The sequence below is a fragment of the Shimia marina genome (assembly GCF_001458175.1).
Classification (GTDB): Bacteria; Pseudomonadota; Alphaproteobacteria; order Rhodobacterales; family Rhodobacteraceae; genus Shimia; species Shimia marina.
Window position 1 is genome coordinate 226,600 of record NZ_CYPW01000027.1, and the last position, 19,929, is coordinate 246,528.

19 protein-coding genes are annotated in these 19,929 nt (G+C 56.9%); 7 read left to right on the top strand and 12 right to left on the bottom strand.

The genetic code is table 11. The features are described 5' to 3' along the window. Nucleotides 1-63: 63 nt before the first annotated feature. Nucleotides 64-822: an alpha/beta fold hydrolase gene (locus SHM7688_RS13825; protein ID WP_058240526.1), complete on the top strand. Its 759-nt coding sequence runs from the start codon at nucleotides 64-66 to the stop codon at nucleotides 820-822. A gap of 164 nt (nucleotides 823-986) precedes the next feature. After that, a complete protein-coding gene (locus SHM7688_RS13830; RefSeq protein ID WP_058240527.1) occupies nucleotides 987-1,700 on the top strand; it encodes an alpha/beta fold hydrolase in 714 nt (237 codons plus the stop codon). Between the two features lie 93 nt (nucleotides 1,701-1,793). Here SHM7688_RS13830 and SHM7688_RS13835 read toward each other — a convergent pair whose 3' ends face one another. From SHM7688_RS13835 to SHM7688_RS13880, 10 genes are all read right to left on the bottom strand, one after another. Continuing rightward, a complete protein-coding gene (locus SHM7688_RS13835) occupies nucleotides 1,794-3,011 on the bottom strand; it encodes a DegT/DnrJ/EryC1/StrS family aminotransferase (RefSeq protein ID WP_058240528.1) in 1,218 nt (405 codons plus the stop codon). Nucleotides 3,012-3,152: 141 nt separating this feature from the next. Continuing rightward, nucleotides 3,153-4,457, bottom strand: coding sequence for an NAD(P)/FAD-dependent oxidoreductase (locus tag SHM7688_RS13840; RefSeq protein WP_058240529.1), 1,305 nt, complete (start codon nucleotides 4,455-4,457; stop codon nucleotides 3,153-3,155). 24 nt (nucleotides 4,458-4,481) lie between these two features. Further along, a complete protein-coding gene (locus SHM7688_RS13845; RefSeq protein ID WP_058240530.1) occupies nucleotides 4,482-5,840 on the bottom strand; it encodes a glutamine synthetase family protein in 1,359 nt (452 codons plus the stop codon). Beyond that, nucleotides 5,837-6,520, bottom strand: coding sequence for a type 1 glutamine amidotransferase (locus SHM7688_RS13850; protein WP_058240531.1), 684 nt, complete (start codon nucleotides 6,518-6,520; stop codon nucleotides 5,837-5,839). Before SHM7688_RS13850 ends, SHM7688_RS13845 begins: the two co-directional genes overlap by 4 nt. 59 nt (nucleotides 6,521-6,579) lie before the next feature. Continuing rightward, nucleotides 6,580-7,896: a glutamine synthetase family protein gene (locus SHM7688_RS13855; RefSeq protein WP_058240532.1), complete on the bottom strand. Its 1,317-nt coding sequence runs from the start codon at nucleotides 7,894-7,896 to the stop codon at nucleotides 6,580-6,582. Between the two features lie 191 nt (nucleotides 7,897-8,087). Beyond that, entirely contained in the window at nucleotides 8,088-8,894 is an 807-nt protein-coding gene (locus tag SHM7688_RS13860) for an ABC transporter permease (RefSeq protein ID WP_058240533.1), read from the bottom strand. After that, nucleotides 8,891-9,781, bottom strand: a complete 891-nt coding sequence (locus SHM7688_RS13865) for an ABC transporter permease (RefSeq protein WP_083499081.1) — start codon at nucleotides 9,779-9,781, stop codon at nucleotides 8,891-8,893. Before SHM7688_RS13865 ends, SHM7688_RS13860 begins: the two co-directional genes overlap by 4 nt. 123 nt (nucleotides 9,782-9,904) lie before the next feature. Continuing rightward, on the bottom strand, nucleotides 9,905-10,612 hold the full coding sequence (locus SHM7688_RS13870; RefSeq protein ID WP_058240535.1) for a transporter substrate-binding domain-containing protein: 708 nt from the start codon (nucleotides 10,610-10,612) through the stop codon (nucleotides 9,905-9,907). A gap of 25 nt (nucleotides 10,613-10,637) precedes the next feature. Further along, complete coding sequence (locus SHM7688_RS13875) at nucleotides 10,638-11,411, bottom strand: ABC transporter ATP-binding protein (RefSeq protein WP_058240939.1); 774 nt, start codon at nucleotides 11,409-11,411, stop codon at nucleotides 10,638-10,640. A 512-nt stretch (nucleotides 11,412-11,923) separates the two neighbouring features. Then, nucleotides 11,924-12,364 carry a tellurite resistance TerB family protein gene (locus SHM7688_RS13880; RefSeq protein ID WP_058240536.1) on the bottom strand — a complete coding sequence of 147 codons (441 nt, stop codon included), beginning with the start codon at nucleotides 12,362-12,364 and terminating at the stop codon, nucleotides 11,924-11,926. 182 nt (nucleotides 12,365-12,546) lie between these two features. On the opposite strand from SHM7688_RS13880, the gene SHM7688_RS13885 reads away from it, so the two are divergent. The 5 genes from SHM7688_RS13885 (at nucleotide 12,547) to SHM7688_RS13905 (ending at nucleotide 18,962) form a co-directional block, all read left to right on the top strand. Beyond that, on the top strand, nucleotides 12,547-14,289 hold the full coding sequence (locus SHM7688_RS13885) for a sensor histidine kinase (protein WP_058240940.1): 1,743 nt from the start codon (nucleotides 12,547-12,549) through the stop codon (nucleotides 14,287-14,289). Between the two features lie 29 nt (nucleotides 14,290-14,318). Continuing rightward, nucleotides 14,319-15,659, top strand: coding sequence for a sigma-54-dependent transcriptional regulator (locus SHM7688_RS13890; protein ID WP_058240537.1), 1,341 nt, complete (start codon nucleotides 14,319-14,321; stop codon nucleotides 15,657-15,659). 161 nt (nucleotides 15,660-15,820) lie between these two features. Beyond that, nucleotides 15,821-16,837, top strand: a complete 1,017-nt coding sequence (locus SHM7688_RS13895; protein ID WP_058240941.1) for a C4-dicarboxylate TRAP transporter substrate-binding protein — start codon at nucleotides 15,821-15,823, stop codon at nucleotides 16,835-16,837. A gap of 69 nt (nucleotides 16,838-16,906) precedes the next feature. After that, a complete protein-coding gene (locus tag SHM7688_RS13900) occupies nucleotides 16,907-17,542 on the top strand; it encodes a TRAP transporter small permease subunit (RefSeq protein WP_058240538.1) in 636 nt (211 codons plus the stop codon). After that, nucleotides 17,535-18,962 (top strand): TRAP transporter large permease, encoded by a 1,428-nt coding sequence (locus tag SHM7688_RS13905; protein WP_058240539.1) that lies wholly within the window; start codon nucleotides 17,535-17,537, stop codon nucleotides 18,960-18,962. Before SHM7688_RS13900 ends, SHM7688_RS13905 begins: the two co-directional genes overlap by 8 nt. A 20-nt stretch (nucleotides 18,963-18,982) precedes the next feature. On the opposite strand, the gene SHM7688_RS13910 is transcribed toward SHM7688_RS13905, so the two are convergent. Together SHM7688_RS13910 and SHM7688_RS13915 are read right to left on the bottom strand one after the other, a co-directional pair. Further along, on the bottom strand, nucleotides 18,983-19,411 hold the full coding sequence (locus SHM7688_RS13910) for a tellurite resistance TerB family protein (RefSeq protein ID WP_058240540.1): 429 nt from the start codon (nucleotides 19,409-19,411) through the stop codon (nucleotides 18,983-18,985). Further along, on the bottom strand, nucleotides 19,408-19,701 hold the full coding sequence (locus tag SHM7688_RS13915; protein ID WP_058240541.1) for a DUF1330 domain-containing protein: 294 nt from the start codon (nucleotides 19,699-19,701) through the stop codon (nucleotides 19,408-19,410). The genes SHM7688_RS13910 and SHM7688_RS13915 overlap by 4 nt, the downstream gene beginning before the upstream one ends. Nucleotides 19,702-19,929: the final 228 nt, after the last annotated feature.

The following is a 19,929-nucleotide window of genomic DNA, read 5'->3' on the forward strand; positions in this document are numbered from 1 at the left end:
GCGGGGTTTATCCCGCGCAAACAGAGGGCTAAGGTTCGGGGAAATCAGGGAGAGAATTCCGACATGAGCGTTACGCAATTCTATGACACGCCGCAGGGACGCCGCATTGCCTATCACAAAAGTGGCAGTGCTGGTCCGACCATTGTTTTCTTGGGCGGGCTGAAATCCGATATGGAAGGCACCAAGGCAGTGCACCTGGAGGCATGGGCCAAAGCGCGAGGTCAGGCCTTTCTGCGGTTTGACTATTCTGGACACGGTGAAAGCAGCGGCCGTTTTGAAGAGGGCTGCATTGGCGATTGGCACGAAGATACATTGGCTGCTGTTGCTGCGTTAACACAGGGGCCTTTGGTGGTTGTCGGCTCTTCAATGGGAGGATGGCAGGCGCTGCTGTTGGCCAAAGCCATTCCGGAACGTATCGCGGGCATGGTGACAATTGCCGCCGCGCCTGATTTTACGGAAGACAGTTATTGGGCCGGGTTTAGTGAAGCCCAGAAAGCGGCCTTGGAGCAGGATGGGCAGGTGGAGTTGCCCTCTGATTACATGGACCCGTATATCGTCACCAAGCGGATGATCGAAGATGGGCGCAAGCGACTTTTGTTGCGGGAGGCTTTGACGCTGCCATTTCCGACACGTTTCTTGCAGGGAACAGCCGACGAGGCCGTGCGCTCCGAAGTGGCCTATCGTCTTTTGGACCATGCCGAAGGGGCGGACATTCAACTCCTTATGGTCAAGAACAAGGATCATCGATTTTCCGATGAAGATTGTCTGGCGTTGATTGAGCAGAAGGTCGAAGAGGTGATTTCTGCTTCGGTCATAGAATAAGATGCCTCATGTGCTGACGGCCATGTCTGGGAAGTGACTACAGTCCAATCTTTGCGTTATCTGCAGAGCGGGGCTTTCGATGGAAGGGTTATTCACCAGCATAGGTTGACCTGAGTGATGGCTGTGTCAAAGGTGCGCTACAGAAGATAGTAGGTGGGGGAAACATGATGCAGGAACCGATTGTATTTTTGCCGGGTATGATGTGTGACGCGCGGCTTTATGCACATCAGTTGACCGAACTTGGCAAAGATCATCCTGTCATGGTGGCCCCCATTACCCACGGTGAGCGTATCAGCGATATCGTGTCCTCCATTTTGCCAAACTTGCCTGCAAAGTTTGCCTTGGCTGGCTTGAGCATGGGGGGCATTGTTGCGATGGAGATTCTGCGTAAAGCGCCTGAACGCATAACGCGTATCGCTTTGATGGACACCAACCCTCTGGCCGAAACTCCGGCGAGTGCGGCGACTTACGAACCTATGATTGTTGGTGCGCGCAGCGGCCGGTTAGATGAGGTGCTCGCCGGCTTCATGCGGCCAGAGTATCTGGCTCCCGGTTTGCAACGCAATGAGATCCTCGCGCTGGTTCAAGATATGGGACGTAATCTGGGGGCTGATGTTCTGATCCGTCAGGCGCGCGCTCTTCAGCGGCGTGCAGATCAGCAGGGTGTTTTGCGCCGCTGCAAATGCCCTGCGCTTGTCTTATGCGGTGAGTATGACGGTTTAACGCCGCCCAAGCGCCACAGCTTTATGGCGGAGTTGATTCCCTATGCGCGGCTGGAAGTGATCAAAGAGGCGGGTCATTTGCCCGTCTTGGAGCAACCGGAGGCAACTACAGCGGCCCTTAGGGCTTGGATGCAGCAGCCTCTGGTTTTGCAATAGGCGCGTTCAGCTACGTGACGGCGGCGTGCTTTTGCACATGCCCTTCCGGGGCCAATACGCAAAAGCAAGCCAAATTTAGCGTCTGCAGTCGTATCAGGTGCCGTAGGCACGCGATGATCCCATAACATCCTGTGCAGCTCCTGTGAGAGCGTCTGCAATCACATTCAGTTCCTCACGTGTGAGACGTGCAGGCAGCCGCACGTCGCAGGCGCACATGAGCATGGCGCGGGTTTGGGGAAGCTCTTGCTTTTCAGGAACAAATTGCCAGTTCCAGAAGGCACGCGCATTGTCAGTGGATTGTCCAAAAACCTGCACTTTCACACCGCGTGCGTTGGCGGCCTCTTGGAACGCAAGGATTTGTGCGTTGTCCATGCCTTCCAGATTGAACTGGATGGAGTCCGGCGCGCGCTCTTCTGGGGCGAGCTTTTCAGGCACTTGCAGCCATTGAGACGCATTGAGCAGGTTTGCAACATAATCATGGTTGGTGCGGCCGTCCCGCACACGGCGAGTAACCTCACCCAACTGAGGGCGTATGACCACCGCCGCGAGGTTGGAGAGACGCAAGTTGTAGAGTGGCAGTTTATTTTGCCACCGTGCAAAAGCTTCGGCCAATTCTCCGGTGTTGTCGCCCTCAGGCGCTTTATGCTTTTTCCAATTATGCTCATAGGCGCCAGACATAATCACAGCACGGGCGATCAGATCGGGGTCGTCCGATACCATGATGCCCCCTTCACCAGAGTTTACCAGCTTGTAGGACTGGAAGGAGAAGCACCCAACTTTGCCGATGGTGCCAATGTTCTGGCCATGCCAGGTTGTGCCAAGGCTATGTGCTGCATCTTCAATCACCGGGATATCACGTGCTTCGCACAGCGCCATGATCGTATCCATATCAGAGGTATGGCCGCGCATGTGACTGATGATAACCGCAGAAATATTGTCTTGCAGGCGTTTTTCAAAATCTGCGATGTCGATGCGATAGTTGGCGCCAACTTCACAGAGCACAGGCACCAGATCGGCGTGCACAACAGAGGAAGGCACGGCAGCAAAGGTAAAGCCCGGCAAAAGCACCCTTGCATCGCGCGGCAGGCCGAGAGCCTTCAACGATAAGAACAGCGCAGCGGAGCAGGAAGACACGGCCAGCGCATATTTGCTGCCCAGCAAGGCCGCAAATTCGGCTTCCAAAAGGGCAACCGGTGCATTTTCAGCCGCTGTGTAGCGAAACAGATCCCCGGTTTGCAGAAGGCGTTCGATCTCGGCGCGCGCAGCTTCCGGGATCGGCTCGGCGTCATAAACATTGGGAGGAAGTGTCATAGTTTTCAACTTTCTTAAGTTGGGTTTTCAAAAATATAAAACAATGAAGGTTGGCAAACCAGTTAAAACACCGCGCGCGGTGTGAAAATTTCATGACGAATGGGAAAACCGGCGAAACTATGCTCAGCCGGGAAGGGGCGCTCAGACTCCCAAGCGATCTCGCATGGCATACCATGTCATGGCCAAAGCCAAGAGAGGGCTGCGCAGTCGAGCACCGCCGGGAAATGGCGTTGCTGGCACGCGCGCCATTGTGTCAAAGCCTTCGCTTTCACCACATAGCGCCATGGCCATGAGTTGGCCCGCATGTGTGGCGGTGCCGACACCATGTCCGCTATAGCCCGATGCCGTCAGCACGTTGGGCCGGAGACGGCGCAGATAGGGCATGCGTTTCATGGTGATTGCCAGTGTGCCGCCCCAAGCATAGTCGATGCGCACGTCCTTAAGATGCGGGAAAATCTCCAACATGGGTTTGCGCACGGTTGCGGCGATGTCAGCGGGAAACCGATAGCCGTAGCTTTCGCCACCGCCGAACAATAGCCGGTTGTCATGGCTGAGGCGGAAGTAGTTGACGACGAATTTGGTATCTGCAACCGCGACGTCCTGTGTCAGCACTTTGACGGTGTCCGCCCCCAGAGGTTCTGTGGCGGCGATAAAATTGTTGATGGGCATCACACGGCTGGCCACTTTGGGTTCAAGCCCGCCGAGATAGCCGTTGCAGGCCAAGATCAGCTGATCTGCTGTGACTTTACCGGTTTCGGTTTGAATTGCGACCCGCGACCCGGCCTCAATTTTCGTGACCTGACTGGCCTCATATATCAGGGCGCCCGCGTCATCCGCTGCCCTGGCCAGACCCAGAGCAAATGCCAAAGGGTGCAAATGCCCTGCGCCCATATCAAGCGAGCCACCGACATATTTGGGGGAGGGGCAAAGCGCCGCCATCTGGGCCTGATCAAGCGGCTGGATTTGATCGTAGTTGTAGCGGTTTTGCAGGTGCTCAACATAGGTGTGTTCGGCGGCGACGTCCCGTTTCGTAAACCCTGCATGCGCAATGCCGGGTTTGTAATGACAGGCGATGTCGTGTGTGCTGATCAGCGCTTTGACGCGGTCTTTGGCGTCTTCCGCAAGATCCCAGAGCTTGCGTGCATCATCCGCACCCATGAGTGTTTCGAGATCATCCTGCTCCATACGCTGGCCGCTGCCAAGCTGCCCGCCATTGCGGCCTGACGCGCCAAAACCAACGCGATGCGCCTCTAGAAGCACCACCTTGCGACCAGCTTGCGCAAGGTGAAGTGCCGCAGACAGCCCGGTGAAGCCCCCACCGATGACGCAAACATCGGCGCGGATATCCGCTGTTAAGGCGGAGAACTTAGAGAGCGGCTGTGTCGTCGCTGCATACCAGCTTTGAGGGTAATGCCCTTTTTTATCATTGGCATATAGCAAGTTCATCAGAGCGCTTTCTCAGAGATACTCTTACACGTTGAGCAGCAGGTGTTCCCGTTCCCAGGGCGAAATGACCGATAGGAATTCTTCATATTCGGCGCGCTTTACAATGGAGTAGACGCGGCAGAAATCAGGCCCAAGGACTTCATGCAATGAGGTTGCTTGATCAAAGAGGTCCAGCGCGCCGCCAAGAATGCGGGGAATGGCTTCTTCGCCATCATAGGCGTCGCCCTTGAACTGCTTGTCGGGACGCTCTTGCTCGATGAGGCCAAGATAGCCGCAGGCGAGAGAGGCTGCGATGCCAAGATAGGGGTTGCAGTCCATGCCCGCGATGCGGTTTTCCACCCGGCGGGCTTGGGGCGACGAAATAGGAATACGAATGCCGGTGGTGCGGTTGTCACGTGCCCATTCCAAGTTGATGGGGGCGGCGTGATCGCGCACGTAGCGACGATATGAGTTCACATAGGGTGCCAGCACAGCGATGGCTGCGGGCAAGTGATTTTGCAAGCCTGCGATAAAGTGGAAAAACGCATCCGTATCGCCGCCTTGCGGACCAGAAAAGATGTTCTGGCCCGTTTCGATATCGATCACAGAGTGATGGATATGCATTGCGCTGCCGGGCTCATTCTCGATGGGTTTGGCCATGAAGGTGGCATAGCAATCATGACGCAGGGCAGCTTCGCGGATCAGGCGTTTGAAATAGAACACCTCATCGGCGAGTTTGACCGGATCGCCATGCACCATGTTGATTTCGAGCTGACCGGCGCCGCCTTCCTGCGTGATGCCGTCAATTTCAAATCCCTGCGCCTCGGCAAAATCATAGATGTCGTCGATGACTGGACCAAACTCATCTACTGCGGTCATGGAGTAGGCCTGACGTGCGGCGGCGGGGCGGCCAGAGCGGCCCATCATTGGCTTGATGCCTTGTGCCGGGTCCGTGTTGCGGGCCACGAGGAAGAATTCCATCTCAGGCGCGACAACAGGCTCCCAGCCTTTGGCGCGATAGAGATCCACGACCCGTTTCAGAACATTGCGTGGGCTGAATGGAACTGGGATGCCGTCCGTGTCAAAAGCGTCGTGAATGACCTGAAGCGTCCAGTCACCTGTCCAAGGTGCAGCAGTCGCCGTGCTCCAGTCGGGGCGCAGGATCATATCCTTTTCGATGAAGCCATCCTCGCCGGCTGCTTCTCCCCAATCCCCTGTGATCGTTTGATAAAAAATCGAATCTGGCAGGTGGAAATATTCCTGTCGGGCGAATTTGCTGGCAGGAACGGCCTTGCCACGGGCGATGCCGGGTAGGTCTGAAATGATACATTCGACTTCGTCAAGCCGGTGCCCTTCGAGATAGGCGCGGGCAGCTTCGGGGGTTTGGGATAGCCAGTCGGTCATCGGGGCCTCTCTTGACGGAAGAAATCTGCAAATTGATCTGCAATTGTTTGGCTTGCGGTCGGCTCATCAAGCTGGTCGATGGCGGCTTCCAGAACCTCGTCAGGAACAACGCCGCGGCCGCGCGTATTGATCAAGCCATCGACAAAATCAGCTGAAAATTCAGGGTGCGCCTGAACAGTCAATGCGCGGTCACCGTAGAGGATTGCGGCGTGTTGACAGAAGTCGTTGCATGCAATTGTGGTGGCACCTGGAGCAAGTTCGACAACCTGATCCTGATGCCAGGCGTTCATGGCCAGTTTGGTGCCGGAAAAGTCATAGGTCTGATGACCTACAGCCCAGCCGCCGTCAAATTTTTCTACTTTGCCACCAAGAGCTTGGGCGATGATTTGATGGCCAAAACAGACGCCGACCATGGGGATGTTCATGGTCACTGACTCGCGGATGAAATCCTCAAGCGGCGGGATCCAGTCGTGATCTTCATAGACCCCATGTTTTGACCCAGTGATCAACCAACCATCTGCGTCTGTTACAGAATTTGGAAATTCCCCATCCACAACCTTATAGCCGTCAAACTCAAAATCCTGTCCTGAGAGAAGGGATTTGAACATCGCGATATAGTCGCCGTAGTGGGGTTTAAGCTCCTCAGGGGCGTGGCCGGTCAGTAGGATGCCGATTTTCATATGTCACCAGAATTTGATCAAATTTAGCGTAGCGTTGCGACAGGGTTGACGCAAGCGTGTCATACACGTTCGAGGTAGGTTTTCCACTGGGCCTCAGGTGCAATTGCTGCCAGTTTACGCATCTCTTGTCGCTTCGTCATGATCAGATTTTCGATCAGCTGCTTGGGCAGGCAGCGCGCGATAAAGGCATCCGCTTCAAACAGCGCAATGGCATCTTCCCAGCTTTGAGCCAACTGCGGGTGGTCTTGCTCATAGGCGCTGCCTTTGGCTGGAGCAGGGGGCGTGAGACCTTCATCAATGCCTTCGATGGCAGCGCCAAGAATGGCTGCGAGCATCAGGTATGGGTTCACATCGCCTCCGGCGACGCGGTGTTCAATGCGCCGTGCGGCGCTGGGGCCGCCGGGAATGCGGATGGCGGCGGTGCGGTTTTCATAGCCCCAGCAAATAGACGTGGGTGCATGGGCCCCGGGTGCAAAACGATCATAAGATGGCCCATTGGGGGCAAAGATCAGAGTGGAGGCTTGCATCGCGGCAAGGCAACCAGCCACAGCAGAGCGCAAAAGATCTGAGCCTGCCTCGGTGCCATCATCAAACACATTGTTGCCGTCTGCATCGACCACAGAGAAATGAACATGCATGCCGTTGCCGGCATCATCAAGGTAAGGCTTGGCCATGAAGGTGGCCGCAAAGCCGTGATTGCGGGCCGTTGCGCGCAGCAAATACTTGATCAGCAAAGCATCATGCGCGGCTTTCATGGCATCCTGATGGTTCAGAGTGACTTCAAATTGTCCAATGCCACCTTCGCTGGTCATGGTCTGCAGCGGGATGCCCATGGCCGCTGCGCCATCGTAGATATCAGTGAAGAACGCATCAAACGCATCCAATTCTGCGACACTCAGGATTTCTGCAGCTTCGACCTGACGGCCGTCTCTGGGGTGGCGCGGTGGGGTGATTGCGTCGCCGCTGTCATCCACCAAGGTGAACTCCATTTCCGTGGCCGCAACCACGCTCCAGCCGCGCTGTGCAAATCTGTCCAAAACAGCTGCAAGCGCCTGAATCGGGTCACCTAGAAAGGGCGCGCCGTCTTCTGTGTTAAGGCACATTAAGACCAGTTGCGAAGATGTCGCGAGCCAAGGCATTGGCACTGCGCCCCGACATGTTGGGAGCAGGACACCATCCTGATCTCCGCTTTCAAACACCAGTGGGCTGTCTTCAATATCACAGCCCCACATGTCCAGATTAAGTGCAGAGAGTGGCAGGCGGGCGCCGCCTTTCTTGAGCTTTCCCAAATGTGCTGAAGGCAGGCGTTTGCCGCGCAGCTGGCCATTCAGATCCACCGCGCCGATACGGAAAGTTGCGCTATGTGCCGAAGTCATGTGTCACCATTTCAATAATTTGATCAAAATATCAGGGGCGTTGTTTGAATTGTCCAGCGATATTTTAACCTGAAAAATGCGATGTCGGTATTGCGTCTGTATCGCGTCGTTATTGCGTAGGTGTCAAAAATGCAAAAGCGCCCGGCGTTAACCATCGGGCGCTTTGCAAAATTTTCGGATTTTAGGCGTCTCTAGCGCAGAAGGTTTGGACGGACGCGCAGCTTCTTCACCGTGTTTTGCGGCAGATGGCGATTGAGGCGTTTGTTCACCAGACCAAAGATCCAGATGATCAGCAGCGTCAGCAGGATGAAATAAAACGCCAAGATTGGATAGGGCACAAACGGGTTGTAGGTTTTATCCGCGAAGTAGCCTGCATAGTAGAGCGCGTCGCCTTGCTGGCGCCATGCGGGGAAGCCGGAAAAATACACCAGCGTGGTCGCATGAAACAGGAAGATGGCTTCGTTGGTATAGGCGGGCCATGCAAGGCGCATCATGGTTGGGAACATGATGCGGCGATAGCGATACCAGCCTGTAAAGCCATAGGCATCTGCAGCTTCCATATCCCCCTTGGGGATGGAGCGCAGCGCGCCATAGAAGATTTCCGCCGAATAGGCCGATGTGTTCAGGAAAAGCACAAACAGCGCACCAATGGCCGCAGAGGACAGCGGGTTGAAAATGGGCGACACGCTTTTGAGCGAGAGGAACAGAAAATAGGCAAAGAAGAACTGAATGAACAGCGGGCTGCCACGGAACAGGAAGATGAACCACTCTGCTGGTTTGCGCGCCCAGCGACTCTGAGAGTTCTTGGCCACCGCGAGCAGATTGGCAAAGACAAAGCCGGAGATCACCGCAAGCACGCCAAAGTAGACATTCCAGATCATGCCGGAACCGATCAGAGTGAAGTGCTCACAGAGGGTAAAGTCCGACCGGGGCAGAAGGCGTTCGCCGTAGCCCAGCGAACGGAAGGCATAGGCCTGAATGGTCTCGATACAGCTCATGCCGCGCTCCCTGCTTTGCGTTGGGCTTCGCCATCAACCGTGGCCTGACCGTGTGAGAGACGTTTGGTGATGCGCGCCAGTGCGATTTCAGACACGCGTGTGAACAGGAGATAGAAGATCAGCAAGGCAAGGAAGTACCACATGCGCCAGTCGCCATGTGGGTAGTCGGTGAAGCGCGCGGTTTTGGATGCGCCCAAATCCCGGGCCCAATAGACGATGTCTTCGACACCCAGCAGGAACAGGAGTGGAGTGGCCTTGATCAGCACCATCCAGAGGTTGGACAGGCCGGGCAGTGCGTAGATCCACATCTGCGGCATCAAGATGCGCCAGAAGGTCTGGCGCGGTGTCATGCCGTAGGCTTCGGCGGTTTCAAGTTGGGCCCGGGGCACGGCCTGCATGGCGCCAAAGAGCACGTTGGCGGCAAAGGCGCCAAAGACGATCGCGAAGGTGAAAACCGCGAGCCAGAAGCCGTAGATTTCATGCACCCATTGTGGCGAGCTGCTCAGTGGCATTTTGGCGATGTCACAGACGAGGAACTCGCTGCCCTGTCGGACGGGTTCACTCCAATCGGGACATTTGACCTTGTGGCGCAGGAACTCGATGCCCTGATCCAATGCGATGACGAAGAACAGGAAGAAGGCGATGTCGGGCACGCCGCGTACGATGGCGATGTAGCCTTTGCCAAACCAGCGCAGCATGAAGAAGCGAGCGCGGGCGGCGATAGCGCCGCCGAGGCCGAACAGCAGCGCTGTGGGGGCGGTGACGGCCAAGAGAAGCAAAACAGTGCCAAATGAGGCATAGAAGGCCATATGCTTCCCGGTGGTGAGATAGCAACTGAGCCAAGGCAGACTGTTCAGGACAGACGGATCTGAGCAATAGGCAAAAATGGCTGGCCTCGTTCGTTTCGCGTGAAAATTTGTGGAGCAGGAAACGCCCACGGTATGGGGGGAAGGGCGGTTGGAAAAGGGGGAGCAGCGCCCCCCCTTTTATCGTGTTCGCATGGGGAAGGCTTAGAACTGGCCTTCGATTTCCCATTTTGCGAGCAGCTCGTTGAGCGTGCCGTCTGCTTTCATGGAGGCGATGGCCGCGTCAAACTTGCCGCGCAGTTCGTCATCGGATTCACGGAAGGCCATGCCGATGCCGCCACCGAGGTAAACGTCGCTGATGAAGACCAGTTCGGATTCTGCAACGATTGGTGCAAGGAAGTCTTTGTCTGCCAGAACTGCGTCCACTTCACCCGCGTTCACAGCGGCGACGGTTTCGTCTGGGGTTGGGAATTCAACGAGAGTTGCGCCCGTGGTGGCCACATGTCCGGATTGGATGGTGCTGGTCTGAGCGGCAACCACGGCGGAGTTCACGTCCACATCAGCAGAGAGTGCTGCGTATGCGGAAGGAGATGGCTGGGTGTAGCCCTGAGTGAAGTCCATGGTCTCTTCGCGCTCATCGGTGATGGACATGCCTGCGATGATGGCGTCGTAGTTGCCGGACTGCAGGTTTGGCACGATGCTGTCCCAGTCGTTGGTAACCCACTCACAGGTCAGCTCTGCGCGTTTGCACAGCTCGTCGCCCAGCTCGCGCTCAAAGCCGTCCACTTCGCCTGCGTCGTTGATGAAGTTGTACGGAGGGTACAGACCCTCGGTGCCCAGACGGACGGTCTCGGCCATGGCAACGCCCGCGGTCAGTGCAAGGGCGGCGGTGCTCAGGATCAGATTTTTCATAGTATTGCTCCCTATGGTTTGGTTGTTATGTGGCGGTTGAAGACAGGAACTGTTTCAACCGCTCGGATTTCGGGTTTCCGAACAATTCGTCCGGGGCGCCTTCTTCTTCGATGAGGCCTTGGTGCAAAAACACAACGTGGTCAGAGACATCACGGGCCATCTTCATGTCGTGTGTGACGATCATCATGGTACGGCCCTCTTCGGCCAATGCCTTAATTACACGCACCACCTCCTGCTCCAGCTCGGGGTCAAGCGCGGATGTGGGCTCATCAAACAGCAGGGCTTCCGGTTCCATGGCAAGGGCGCGGGCGATGGCTGCGCGCTGTTGCTGGCCGCCGGAGAGCTGCGCGGGGTAAGCGTCGTGTTTGTCGGCGATCCCGACTTTGTCCAGATAGGCGTGTGCGGCCTCTTCGACCTCCGCCTTGTCGCGGCCCAGAACAGTGACGGGGGCTTCCATCACGTTTTGCAGGATGGTCATGTGGGACCAGAGATTGAACTGCTGAAACACCATCGACAGATTTGTGCGGATGCGCAGGATCTGTTTGGGGTCGGCGGGCTGGCGGGCATGGCCGCTGCCTCTCCACGTGACGGGCTCTCCCTTGAAAAGGATGTCGCCCTGCTGGCTGTGTTCCAGAAGGTTGGCGCAGCGCAGAATTGTGGACTTACCAGACCCGGAGGAGCCAATCAGCGATACCACATCGCCGCGGTGCGCAGTGATATCCACGCCCTTAATGACTTCAAGATTGGCATAAGCCTTGTGCAGGTCGCGAATTTGCAGAACGGGTGTGGCGTCGTTCACTGTGTCCCCATCGGTGTCGGGTTGATCTTGGAGCCCAAATAGGACTGAAAATTTGCGCAATTGCAACTTTCAAAAGGGCGGCTCAGAGGCCAAGACGGACGTTTTGGCTGCCCAACTTACCAAATGGTTAAGAGTTGAGCGGATTTGATCCAGCGTCATATGTGCTTTCCTCAAGGGCTGCCAGTCTTTGCAGATCCTATTCTGCTTGCGGCCTGCGCGTTCGCTCTATTGCCTTGCGTATAAGGTGAAGCGCGTTGCGCGAAGTGCTGTCTTCTAAGGTTATGAAAAATTGGGAAAAGCTACGCATCTCTGCCATATTCCCACCCTCCGTCAAACTGGCGATGAAATGGGCGAGGTGGCGATGAATATTTTGGCAATAGTCTTCCTGATGAGACGTTTCTGCATGAAACTTGCCCCATTTTCGACGAATCGCAGGGACCGCTAAAGGCTGAGGCTCCGATTCGCCGGTTTGGGTCGTCACACTATCACCAGTGGTGCTCAGGCAGGTGTGCCTAGCCGCGTTTTTCCACCCGTTGCCGGGCCCGGGCGCTGTCCATGTCGGAAACACCCAGAAGGTTGGCCGCCAGACGCAAAAGAGCATCCTCGCGCGCATCCCTTGCGTCATCTGCCAGCACCACCTGCCACATGGCTTCGATCACAGAGATGCGGTCCTCTAGCGGCACTGCATCCTTAATGGCGCGGGTGAAGCGCACCGTATCAGGGGCCTCTGCTTCAAGAGCTTCTGCCTCTTTGCGCAGCGAGGTTGCTTCAAAGGGGCTGAGCCCGTAGCGCTCTGTGACGATACGTTCGATGCGAGTGGCCTCTTGTGGATCGTAGTCCCCATCAGCGCGGGCAATACGCACCAGAAGGGCGCCAAGCGCCAACCTGGCATCAGTGTCTGTCAGGGGATCTGAAGCGGGCGCCGTCAGGCGTTTGAGAAAGTCAGCAAACATAACAGAGGATGTAAGCCGGGACAGGCGGCCGTGCAACCTTGCAGGTGCGGGGACGTTCAGGCGGGGAAAGGGGGCGCGGTGGCTGAGCCAGAAAGGGGACTTCGGCATTTCCTATTGGGGTTTGCTCCGATAGCTTGCGGGACGATATGCCCGGTTTGGGGATGACAAAGGTGGACGACCCAATGGCGCGTGTCTCTCTCACGGTTTCTCTTCTGCTTACGCTTTGCGTTGGCTTTGCTGTCAATCGCGCGGCCTTTCAGTATTTTTCCGCGGAGGAGCTGGCGAAAGCGGAGGGGCAACTTTCTCTGTATCGTTCCACCGTGATTGCCGAACTTGAGCAACACAGTCATCTGACCCATGTTTTGGCACAAGACAGCTATGTGGTCGACGCGCTGGCAGGGCAGAGCACGTTTGTGCTGAATGCGCGTCTTAAGGATTTTTCGGATAAAGCGGGATTGGATGCGATTTATCTTATGACCGCTGAAGGCATTACGATCGCGGCTTCCAATTTTGATACGCCGACCTCTTTTGTGGGGCAGGTCTATGCGTTTCGCCCTTATTTTCAAAACGCTTTGCGTGGCGAGCAGGGGCGGCTCTACGCGATTGGAGCGACAACTGGTTTGCCGGGGTTCTTTCTGGCGGATCCTGTGTTTGCGGGGGCAGATGTCCGTGGTGTTGTGGCGTTGAAAAAGAGCTTTTCAGGGTTGGAAGACAGTTGGCGGCGGGCAGGGGAACAGGTGATTTTGGCCAATGCACAGGGGGTTGTTTTGCTGGCGTCCGATCCCGATTGGCTTTATCGCACCTTGACCCCATTGGATGCGGAGCAGAAGGCGGCCATTCGCGCCGCAAGACAGTTCCCCGGTCAACCACTTGATCCGTTAAGCTGGCAGAAGACCTCGCCAGATCGCGCTGAAATTTTGGGGGAAGAACGTCTGCATCTTCTGGCACAGGATTTGCCGGATGGCTGGCAGTTACATTATTTTGCCAGTGATGAGCAGGCCGTGACCCGCAGTTGGTTGGCGACCGCAGTCGTTGTGGTTTTGGCGGGCATCCTGCTGATCGTGTTTCAGGTGCAGCGGGCGCGCCGTATTGGTCGGGCGTTGCGCCGTTCAGAGCAAGAGGAGGCGCAGCTGCGGCAGGCCAATGCGCAGCTTGCCGTGGAAGTCGCGGAGCGTAAGACAGCAGAGGCGCGGCTCAAATCCACTCAGAAGGAACTGGCGCAAGCCAGCCGTTTGGCGGCATTGGGGCAATTGTCGGCATCGGTGACCCATGAGTTGGGACAGCCGATCGCTGCGATGCGCAACCATCTGGCGGCGGCGGAGATGAACCCTAAGGGGGCGGAAAGGCTGGGCAGCAATATTGCGGGGCTGGTTACACGTATGGAAGGCATTACCAGACAGTTGAAGTTCTTTGCCACGAGTGGCCATGAAGGCTTTGAGGTTTTTGAGTTGCGCGCAGCTGTAGAAGCGGGGCTGGAACTTGTGGCACCCAATATCGAGGCAGGCGAGATTTCGGTGCAGTGTGTGTGGCCCCAAGAGGTGCTGCGGGTGCGTGGGAACCGGTTGCGGATCGAACAGGTGGTGACGAATATTCTGCGCAATGCCTGTGACGCGATGGAGGATATGGCGCAGGCGGAATTGCACATTCATGTGTTTGCAAAGGAGAATTGCGCGGTGTTTTCGGTGGCAGATACGGGGCATGGCTTGGCTGGGGCTGCGTTGCAGGATCTTCAGGAACCCTTTGTCACGACACGAGAAAGCGGGCGGGGCATGGGGCTTGGGCTTGCGATTTCAGCCACCATTGTCAAAGATCACGGAGGCGACATGCAGGCGTGGGACCGTCGGCATGAGGCTCAAGAAGGTGGTGCCATCTTTGAGGTGCGTTTGCCGCTGGCTGGGGCAGGGCATGGGCTTGACCGCATGTGAGCACACAACGTGCAAGAAAGAGATATAACATGAGTGAGACCGGCAGATTCAGCCTTTTGATTGTGGATGACGACAAGGGCATGCGCCAATCCCTTCTGGAGTTGATGGGCGCGGCTGGTTGGCAGGCGGAGGCGGTGGCGCGGGCGGATAAGGCGCTGGAACGGCTTAAGGTGTTGACCCCGGACGTGATCCTGTCGGATGTGCGGATGCCGGGCATGACGGGCATGGAGCTGTTGGCGCGGCTGCATCCGGAGCTGTCGCCGCCGCTGGTGTTGATTTCGGCGCATGGCGATATTCCTATGGCGGTGGAGGCCATGCAGGCCGGGGCCTATAGCTTTGTTGAAAAACCCTATGAACCACGGCGTCTGCTGAGCATTCTGACCCATGCGGCTGAACAGAGCCGGATGCGGGCGCGCAATGCCCAGCTTAAGGCGCGTTTGTTTGAGCTTTCAGGGCTTGATCGCGTGTTGATGGGGCAAACCCCTGTTGTCGCGGAACTGCGCGAGGAGGTTCTGGATCTGGCGCCAATGGACGGTGCGGTGATGATCCTTGGGGAAACCGGCACGGGCAAGGAACTGGTGGCGCGAGCGTTGCATGATTTGGGGCCGCGCGCGGATCGTCCCTTTCTGGCGATCAACTGTGCGGCCTTGATGCCTGACAGTTTTGAGGCGGAGATGTTTGGTGTTGCGCAAGGGCCGGAAGGGCGGTTGCAGGCGGCGACGGGCGGTACGCTGTTTTTGGATGAAATCGCCTCATGTCCTCCTGTGGTGCAGGCCAAATTGTTGCGGGTGATTGAGGATCAGCAGGTGTTTCCCGTGGGGGGCGCTGTGCCGGTGGCGGTGGATTTACGTGTGATGTCTGCGACCAATGAGGACGTGGAGCAGGCCGTTGCAGAGGATCGTCTGAGGCGGGATCTCTTGTTCCGGCTCAACACTTTTGTGATGCAACTGCCACCGCTGCGCCAGCGCCGGGATGATGTGATGCTCTTGGCGGCGCATTTTTTGGAGGATTACGCGCGGCTGCACGAGATTGGGGCACCTGCGCTGGATCATGAAGATGCGGCGACGTTGATGGCACATGACTGGCCGGGCAATGTGCGGGAGTTGCGCAATGTCTGTGCGCGGCGTGTGATGCTGGCACGGCGTGGTGGCGGCAGCATGGCAGCGGCCCTGACACAGGATCGCGGCGGAGAGGATGTGCCGGATACCCTGCGCGAGGCTGTGGCGGCCTTTGAGCGGGAGCTGATCGGCAAGGCGATCAAGGCGCATGAAGGGCGTATGGATGCCGCGGCAGAGGCGCTGGGCATTGGGCGGCGGACGCTGAACGAAAAGATCGTCAAATTGGGCTTGGATAAGGCGGCCCTGTTATAGTGCGCGTTGAAGCCTGACATGAAAGTAATTTAGTTAAATTGTCTGCTCTGCGGATTTCCGCAGGGCAGGGGCAGTGGACTGCGCAAAATCTCTCATTGGCAAAGGGCGCGCTCTTCTTGCATGCTGTGTCACATAATGACTTACGCAACCGGGAGGAAATCATGCGTAAACTGATGAGCCGGACCGCCGTGGCGGCCCTGTCTATGGCATTTGTCACCGAAGCAATGGCAACCGAATGGAATGTCTCTCTCTGGGGCAAGCGTCGGGCGTTCACCGAACATGTTGAAAAGCTGGCTGAACTGGTGAGTGAGAAAACCGGCGGTGAGTTCACTTTGAACATCAGCTACGGTGGCCTGTCCAAGAACCGCGAAAACCTTGATGGCATTTCCATTGGGGCCTTTGAGATGGCGCAGTTCTGTGCCGGTTACCACCGTGATAAGAACCGCGTAATCACTGTGCTGGAGCTGCCGTTCCTGGGTGTGGCCAATCTGGAAGAAGAACTGGCTGTTTCCAAAGCCGTTTATGGCCACCCAGCGGCGACAGAGGAAATGGAGCAGTGGAATGCCATGCTGCTGATGACCTCGCCGATGCCGCAATATAACCTTGTAGGTACCGGAGAACCCCGTGACGCGCTGGCCGATTTCGACGGTATGCGCGTGCGTGCGACCGGTGGTTTGGGCAAAGCCTTTGAAGCAGTGGGTGGTGTGCCAACCTCTGTGACCGCAACCGAGGCCTATCAGGCGATGGAAAGCGGTGTTGTGGACACGGTTGCCTTTGCGCAGCACGCACATTTGGCCTTTGGCACCATCAACCAAGCAGACTGGTGGACCGCCAACCTGAACCCCGGCACCGTGAATTGCCCGGTGGTCGTGAATATCGATGCCTATGACATGTTGTCTGATGAGCATCGCGCGGCACTGGACAGCTCCGTTGATGAGGCGCTGGCGCATTATGTTGCGAACTATGGCACCCTGCTTGAGAAGTGGGACAGCGTTCTGGAAGAAAAAGGTGTTCAGAAGGTGGAGATCGACGACGGGGTGATCGCGGAATTCCGCGCCAAGGCCGCCGACCCGATCCGCGCCGCTTGGATTGCGGATATGGAAGCGCAGGGCCTGCCGGGGCAGGACCTTTATGATCTGGTTGTAAAAACCCTCGAAGATCATCGCGCAGGCAACTGATAAAAATAAAAAAATTAGCGGCCTCGGTAAGTTCCGGGGCCGCAGTGTATCTGATCTAGGGGGATGGACATGGCCGGTAGTTCCGCCGTGCTTGAAGATGACAGCCTGCTCAGTCGGCTGGATCGTCACCTGCTCAAGCTTGAAACATTTTTTGCCCTGCTCAGTGGGCTTGCCGTCTTCAGCCTGATGTTTCTGGCGGCCTATTCGGTGGGGGGGCGCAAGTTCTTTGCGGCACCGCTGTCAGGCTATGTTGATTACATTGAGGTGCTGATGCCGCTGATTGCGGTGATGGGGATCGCCTATGTGCAGCGCGATGGCAGCCACATCCGCATGGATATGGTCATTGGGAAGCTGAAGGGCCGTGCGCTTTGGGGGGCTGAGCTGCTGTCTGTGGTGTTGATCCTGCTTTTGATGATTGCGTTGACCATGGGCAGCTGGGCGCATTTTGAGCGCTCTTTTGATTGCGCGCGGCCGCTGTGTTCGCGCGACAGCTCGATAGACATTGGCCTGCCGATCTGGCCCTCCAAGCTGATTGTGCCGGTGGCATTTTCGGTGATGTGCCTGCGCCTTGGTCTGCAGGTCTGGGGCTACGGACGAGCGTTCTTGCTGAACCTGCCAAGTCCCGTTGCGGTGCCGCTGGTGCAGTCGATCGAAGAACAGGCCCGTGCAGAGGTCGATCAGCTTGGGGATGCTGACAATGGATAATATTACAATTGGCCTTTGGGTCACCGGCGGCATGCTGTTGCTTGTGGTGTTGGGCATGCGCGTGGCTTTCGCAGCTGCCTTGGCTGGCTTCATCGGCATCGTGTGGATTTTCTGGGCGAAAATGGGCTATGCACCGGAGCGCTTTCTGTTCTGGAATGAGCGGCGTGAGATCTGGGACGGGGCGCTGGGGAAATCCATCGCCATTGCGGGCTCCGTGCCCCACTCGAAAGTCTCTTCTCAGGCGTTGAGCCTTATCCCGACCTTCATCCTAATTGGCTATCTCGCCTATTATGCCAAGCTGACCACGGCGCTGTTTGATGCAGCCAAAAAGTGGATTGCCTGGGTGCCGGGTGGTCTGGCAGTGTCCACTGTTTTTGCCACCGCAGGTTTTGCGGCGGTGTCTGGCGCTTCTGTGGCGACGGCGGCGGTATTTGCGCGGATTGCCATCCCGGAGATGTTGAAGGTGGGCTACAACAAGCAGTTCGCAGCGGGTGTGGTGGCGGCTGGGGGCACTTTGGCCTCGCTGATCCCGCCCTCAGCGATCCTTGTGATCTATGCGATCATTGTGGAACAGGACGTGGGCAAGCTCTTGCTAGCGGGGTTCATTCCCGGTGCCTTCTCCGCTGTGGTCTATGGCGCGATGATCATTGGCATTGCCATGATCTTCAAAACCGTGGGCCCGCCGGTGAGTGGTTTCACATGGCGTGAGCGTTTTGCCGCACTGCCGCCCGCGCTGCCGATTGTGGCGGTGGTCGTGATCATCATTTTCTTTGTCTACAACCCCTTTGGCGATGCCTGGGGCACACCGACAGAGGGCGGGGCCGTGGGGGCGTTCATTGTCTTCCTGCTGGCGCTGCTGCGTGGGATGCGGTGGCCGGAGCTGAAGTCTGCGCTCTTGGACACGGCCAAGCTGACGGTGATGATTTTCACCATCATCTGGGGGGTGCTCATCTATGTGCGCTTCCTTGGGTTTGCAGATCTGCCGGGGGCGTTTTCGGATTGGATCACCAGTCTTGAGATGTCGCCGTGGCTGATCTTGATCTGTATTCTGCTGGCTTATGCAGTGCTGGGCATGTTCATGGATGCCATTGGCATGCTGCTTTTGACGTTGCCGGTGGTCTATCCTGCGGTGATGGCGCTGAATGGCGGCGAGGCCGTTGCAGCGGCGGACAGCACATTTGGCATGAATGGCACGATGTGTGCGATCTGGTTTGGTATTCTGGTGGTGAAGATGGCGGAGTTCTGTCTGATCACCCCGCCGATTGGGCTCAACTGTTTTGTTGTGGCTGGCGTGCGTGATGATCTGACAGTTCAGGATGTCTTTAAGGGCGTGACACCCTTCTTTATCGCGGATGCCGTGACCATCGCGCTTTTGGTGGCGTTCCCGTCCATTGTGCTCTGGCTGCCGAGCCTGGCTTAAAAATGCCGGTGTGGCCCCGTTTAGGCGGGGCCAGCCGGGCTGTCTTCGGGTTTGATGCCCAACATGGCTTCGATCTCATGCAGGCTTTCATCTTCGACTGGAAGATGCTTTCCATCCGCTTCGATCACCTGAAATAGCTTATGCGCCACTTCCAGCCGGTGCGGATAATCCACGGTTTCGCGGATCAACAGCGCGAAATCCGGCGTGCCGGGCGCTGCGCTTTCGAGTTTTTCGCAGGTCGCGCGCAGTTTCGCGGCTTCGATCGGGTTGAGGCCGAATGTCTCGCTCAGAATACGGTCAATTTCACCAATTTCGAGCGCATGGTAGGAATTGTCGGATTTTGCCACACGTACCAAAAGGGCACCGAGCGCCAGTTTTTCGTCGGGTTCGGGGAGGGGCTCTGTATCGGCGGTGCCGCGCAGGCGGGCAAGCAGGTGATCCCAGATCATCCGTCATACCCCTCAATGATCACGATATCCCCTGTGCTGACCGGGGTGCGCAGGGCTTTGGCGGCTTGGTAATCTTCGGAATGATAGCATTCAAGCGCTGCCTGGTATGAGGGAAATTCAATCACCACATTGCGGCTGCGCGCGCTGCCTTCAGGTGTTTCAAAGGCGCCCCCACGGACCAGAAAACGCGCGCCATAGTTGGCAAATGGTTTGGCGTTGGCGGTGATGTATTTCTGGTAGCCCTCAACGTCGTCGACGTCCACGCGTCCGATCCAGTACCCTTTGGCCATGCAGCTCTCCCTTTGGCTATTGTTTTATAGGGCAGAGTGCCAAGCGGCATCGGGATTGGCAAGCGCTGGTGCAGAGGGAAGCTCTATGTTGTTTGAAGCTGTTGCGCACAATCAAATGGGCGTTGCATGTATGGCAAAGGCAAGCGGTCGCCTGCCTTTGCCGTGATGTGTTTATAGCGTTTCGGGCTTCTCGTGAGACACGAATACCCTGCCATGCCTATGGCATTC

Excerpts from the sequence above, each read along its gene's own strand:
- SHM7688_RS13825 (WP_058240526.1), top strand. The coding sequence starts at position 64 with ATGAGCGTTACGCAATTCTATGACACGCCGCAGGGACGCCGCATTGCC.
- SHM7688_RS13830 (WP_058240527.1), top strand. The coding sequence starts at position 987 with ATGATGCAGGAACCGATTGTATTTTTGCCGGGTATGATGTGTGACGCG.
- SHM7688_RS13835 (WP_058240528.1), bottom strand. The coding sequence starts at position 3,011 with ATGACACTTCCTCCCAATGTTTATGACGCCGAGCCGATCCCGGAAGCT.
- SHM7688_RS13840 (WP_058240529.1), bottom strand. The coding sequence starts at position 4,457 with ATGAACTTGCTATATGCCAATGATAAAAAAGGGCATTACCCTCAAAGC.
- SHM7688_RS13845 (WP_058240530.1), bottom strand. The coding sequence starts at position 5,840 with ATGACCGACTGGCTATCCCAAACCCCCGAAGCTGCCCGCGCCTATCTC.
- SHM7688_RS13850 (WP_058240531.1), bottom strand. The coding sequence starts at position 6,520 with ATGAAAATCGGCATCCTACTGACCGGCCACGCCCCTGAGGAGCTTAAA.
- SHM7688_RS13855 (WP_058240532.1), bottom strand. The coding sequence starts at position 7,896 with ATGACTTCGGCACATAGCGCAACTTTCCGTATCGGCGCGGTGGATCTG.
- SHM7688_RS13860 (WP_058240533.1), bottom strand. The coding sequence starts at position 8,894 with ATGAGCTGTATCGAGACCATTCAGGCCTATGCCTTCCGTTCGCTGGGC.
- SHM7688_RS13870 (WP_058240535.1), bottom strand. The coding sequence starts at position 10,612 with ATGAAAAATCTGATCCTGAGCACCGCCGCCCTTGCACTGACCGCGGGC.
- SHM7688_RS13880 (WP_058240536.1), bottom strand. The coding sequence starts at position 12,364 with ATGTTTGCTGACTTTCTCAAACGCCTGACGGCGCCCGCTTCAGATCCC.
- SHM7688_RS13885 (WP_058240940.1), top strand. The coding sequence starts at position 12,547 with ATGGCGCGTGTCTCTCTCACGGTTTCTCTTCTGCTTACGCTTTGCGTT.
- SHM7688_RS13890 (WP_058240537.1), top strand. The coding sequence starts at position 14,319 with ATGAGTGAGACCGGCAGATTCAGCCTTTTGATTGTGGATGACGACAAG.
- SHM7688_RS13895 (WP_058240941.1), top strand. The coding sequence starts at position 15,821 with ATGCGTAAACTGATGAGCCGGACCGCCGTGGCGGCCCTGTCTATGGCA.
- SHM7688_RS13900 (WP_058240538.1), top strand. The coding sequence starts at position 16,907 with ATGGCCGGTAGTTCCGCCGTGCTTGAAGATGACAGCCTGCTCAGTCGG.
- SHM7688_RS13905 (WP_058240539.1), top strand. The coding sequence starts at position 17,535 with ATGGATAATATTACAATTGGCCTTTGGGTCACCGGCGGCATGCTGTTG.
- SHM7688_RS13910 (WP_058240540.1), bottom strand. The coding sequence starts at position 19,411 with ATGATCTGGGATCACCTGCTTGCCCGCCTGCGCGGCACCGCCGATACA.
- SHM7688_RS13915 (WP_058240541.1), bottom strand. The coding sequence starts at position 19,701 with ATGGCCAAAGGGTACTGGATCGGACGCGTGGACGTCGACGACGTTGAG.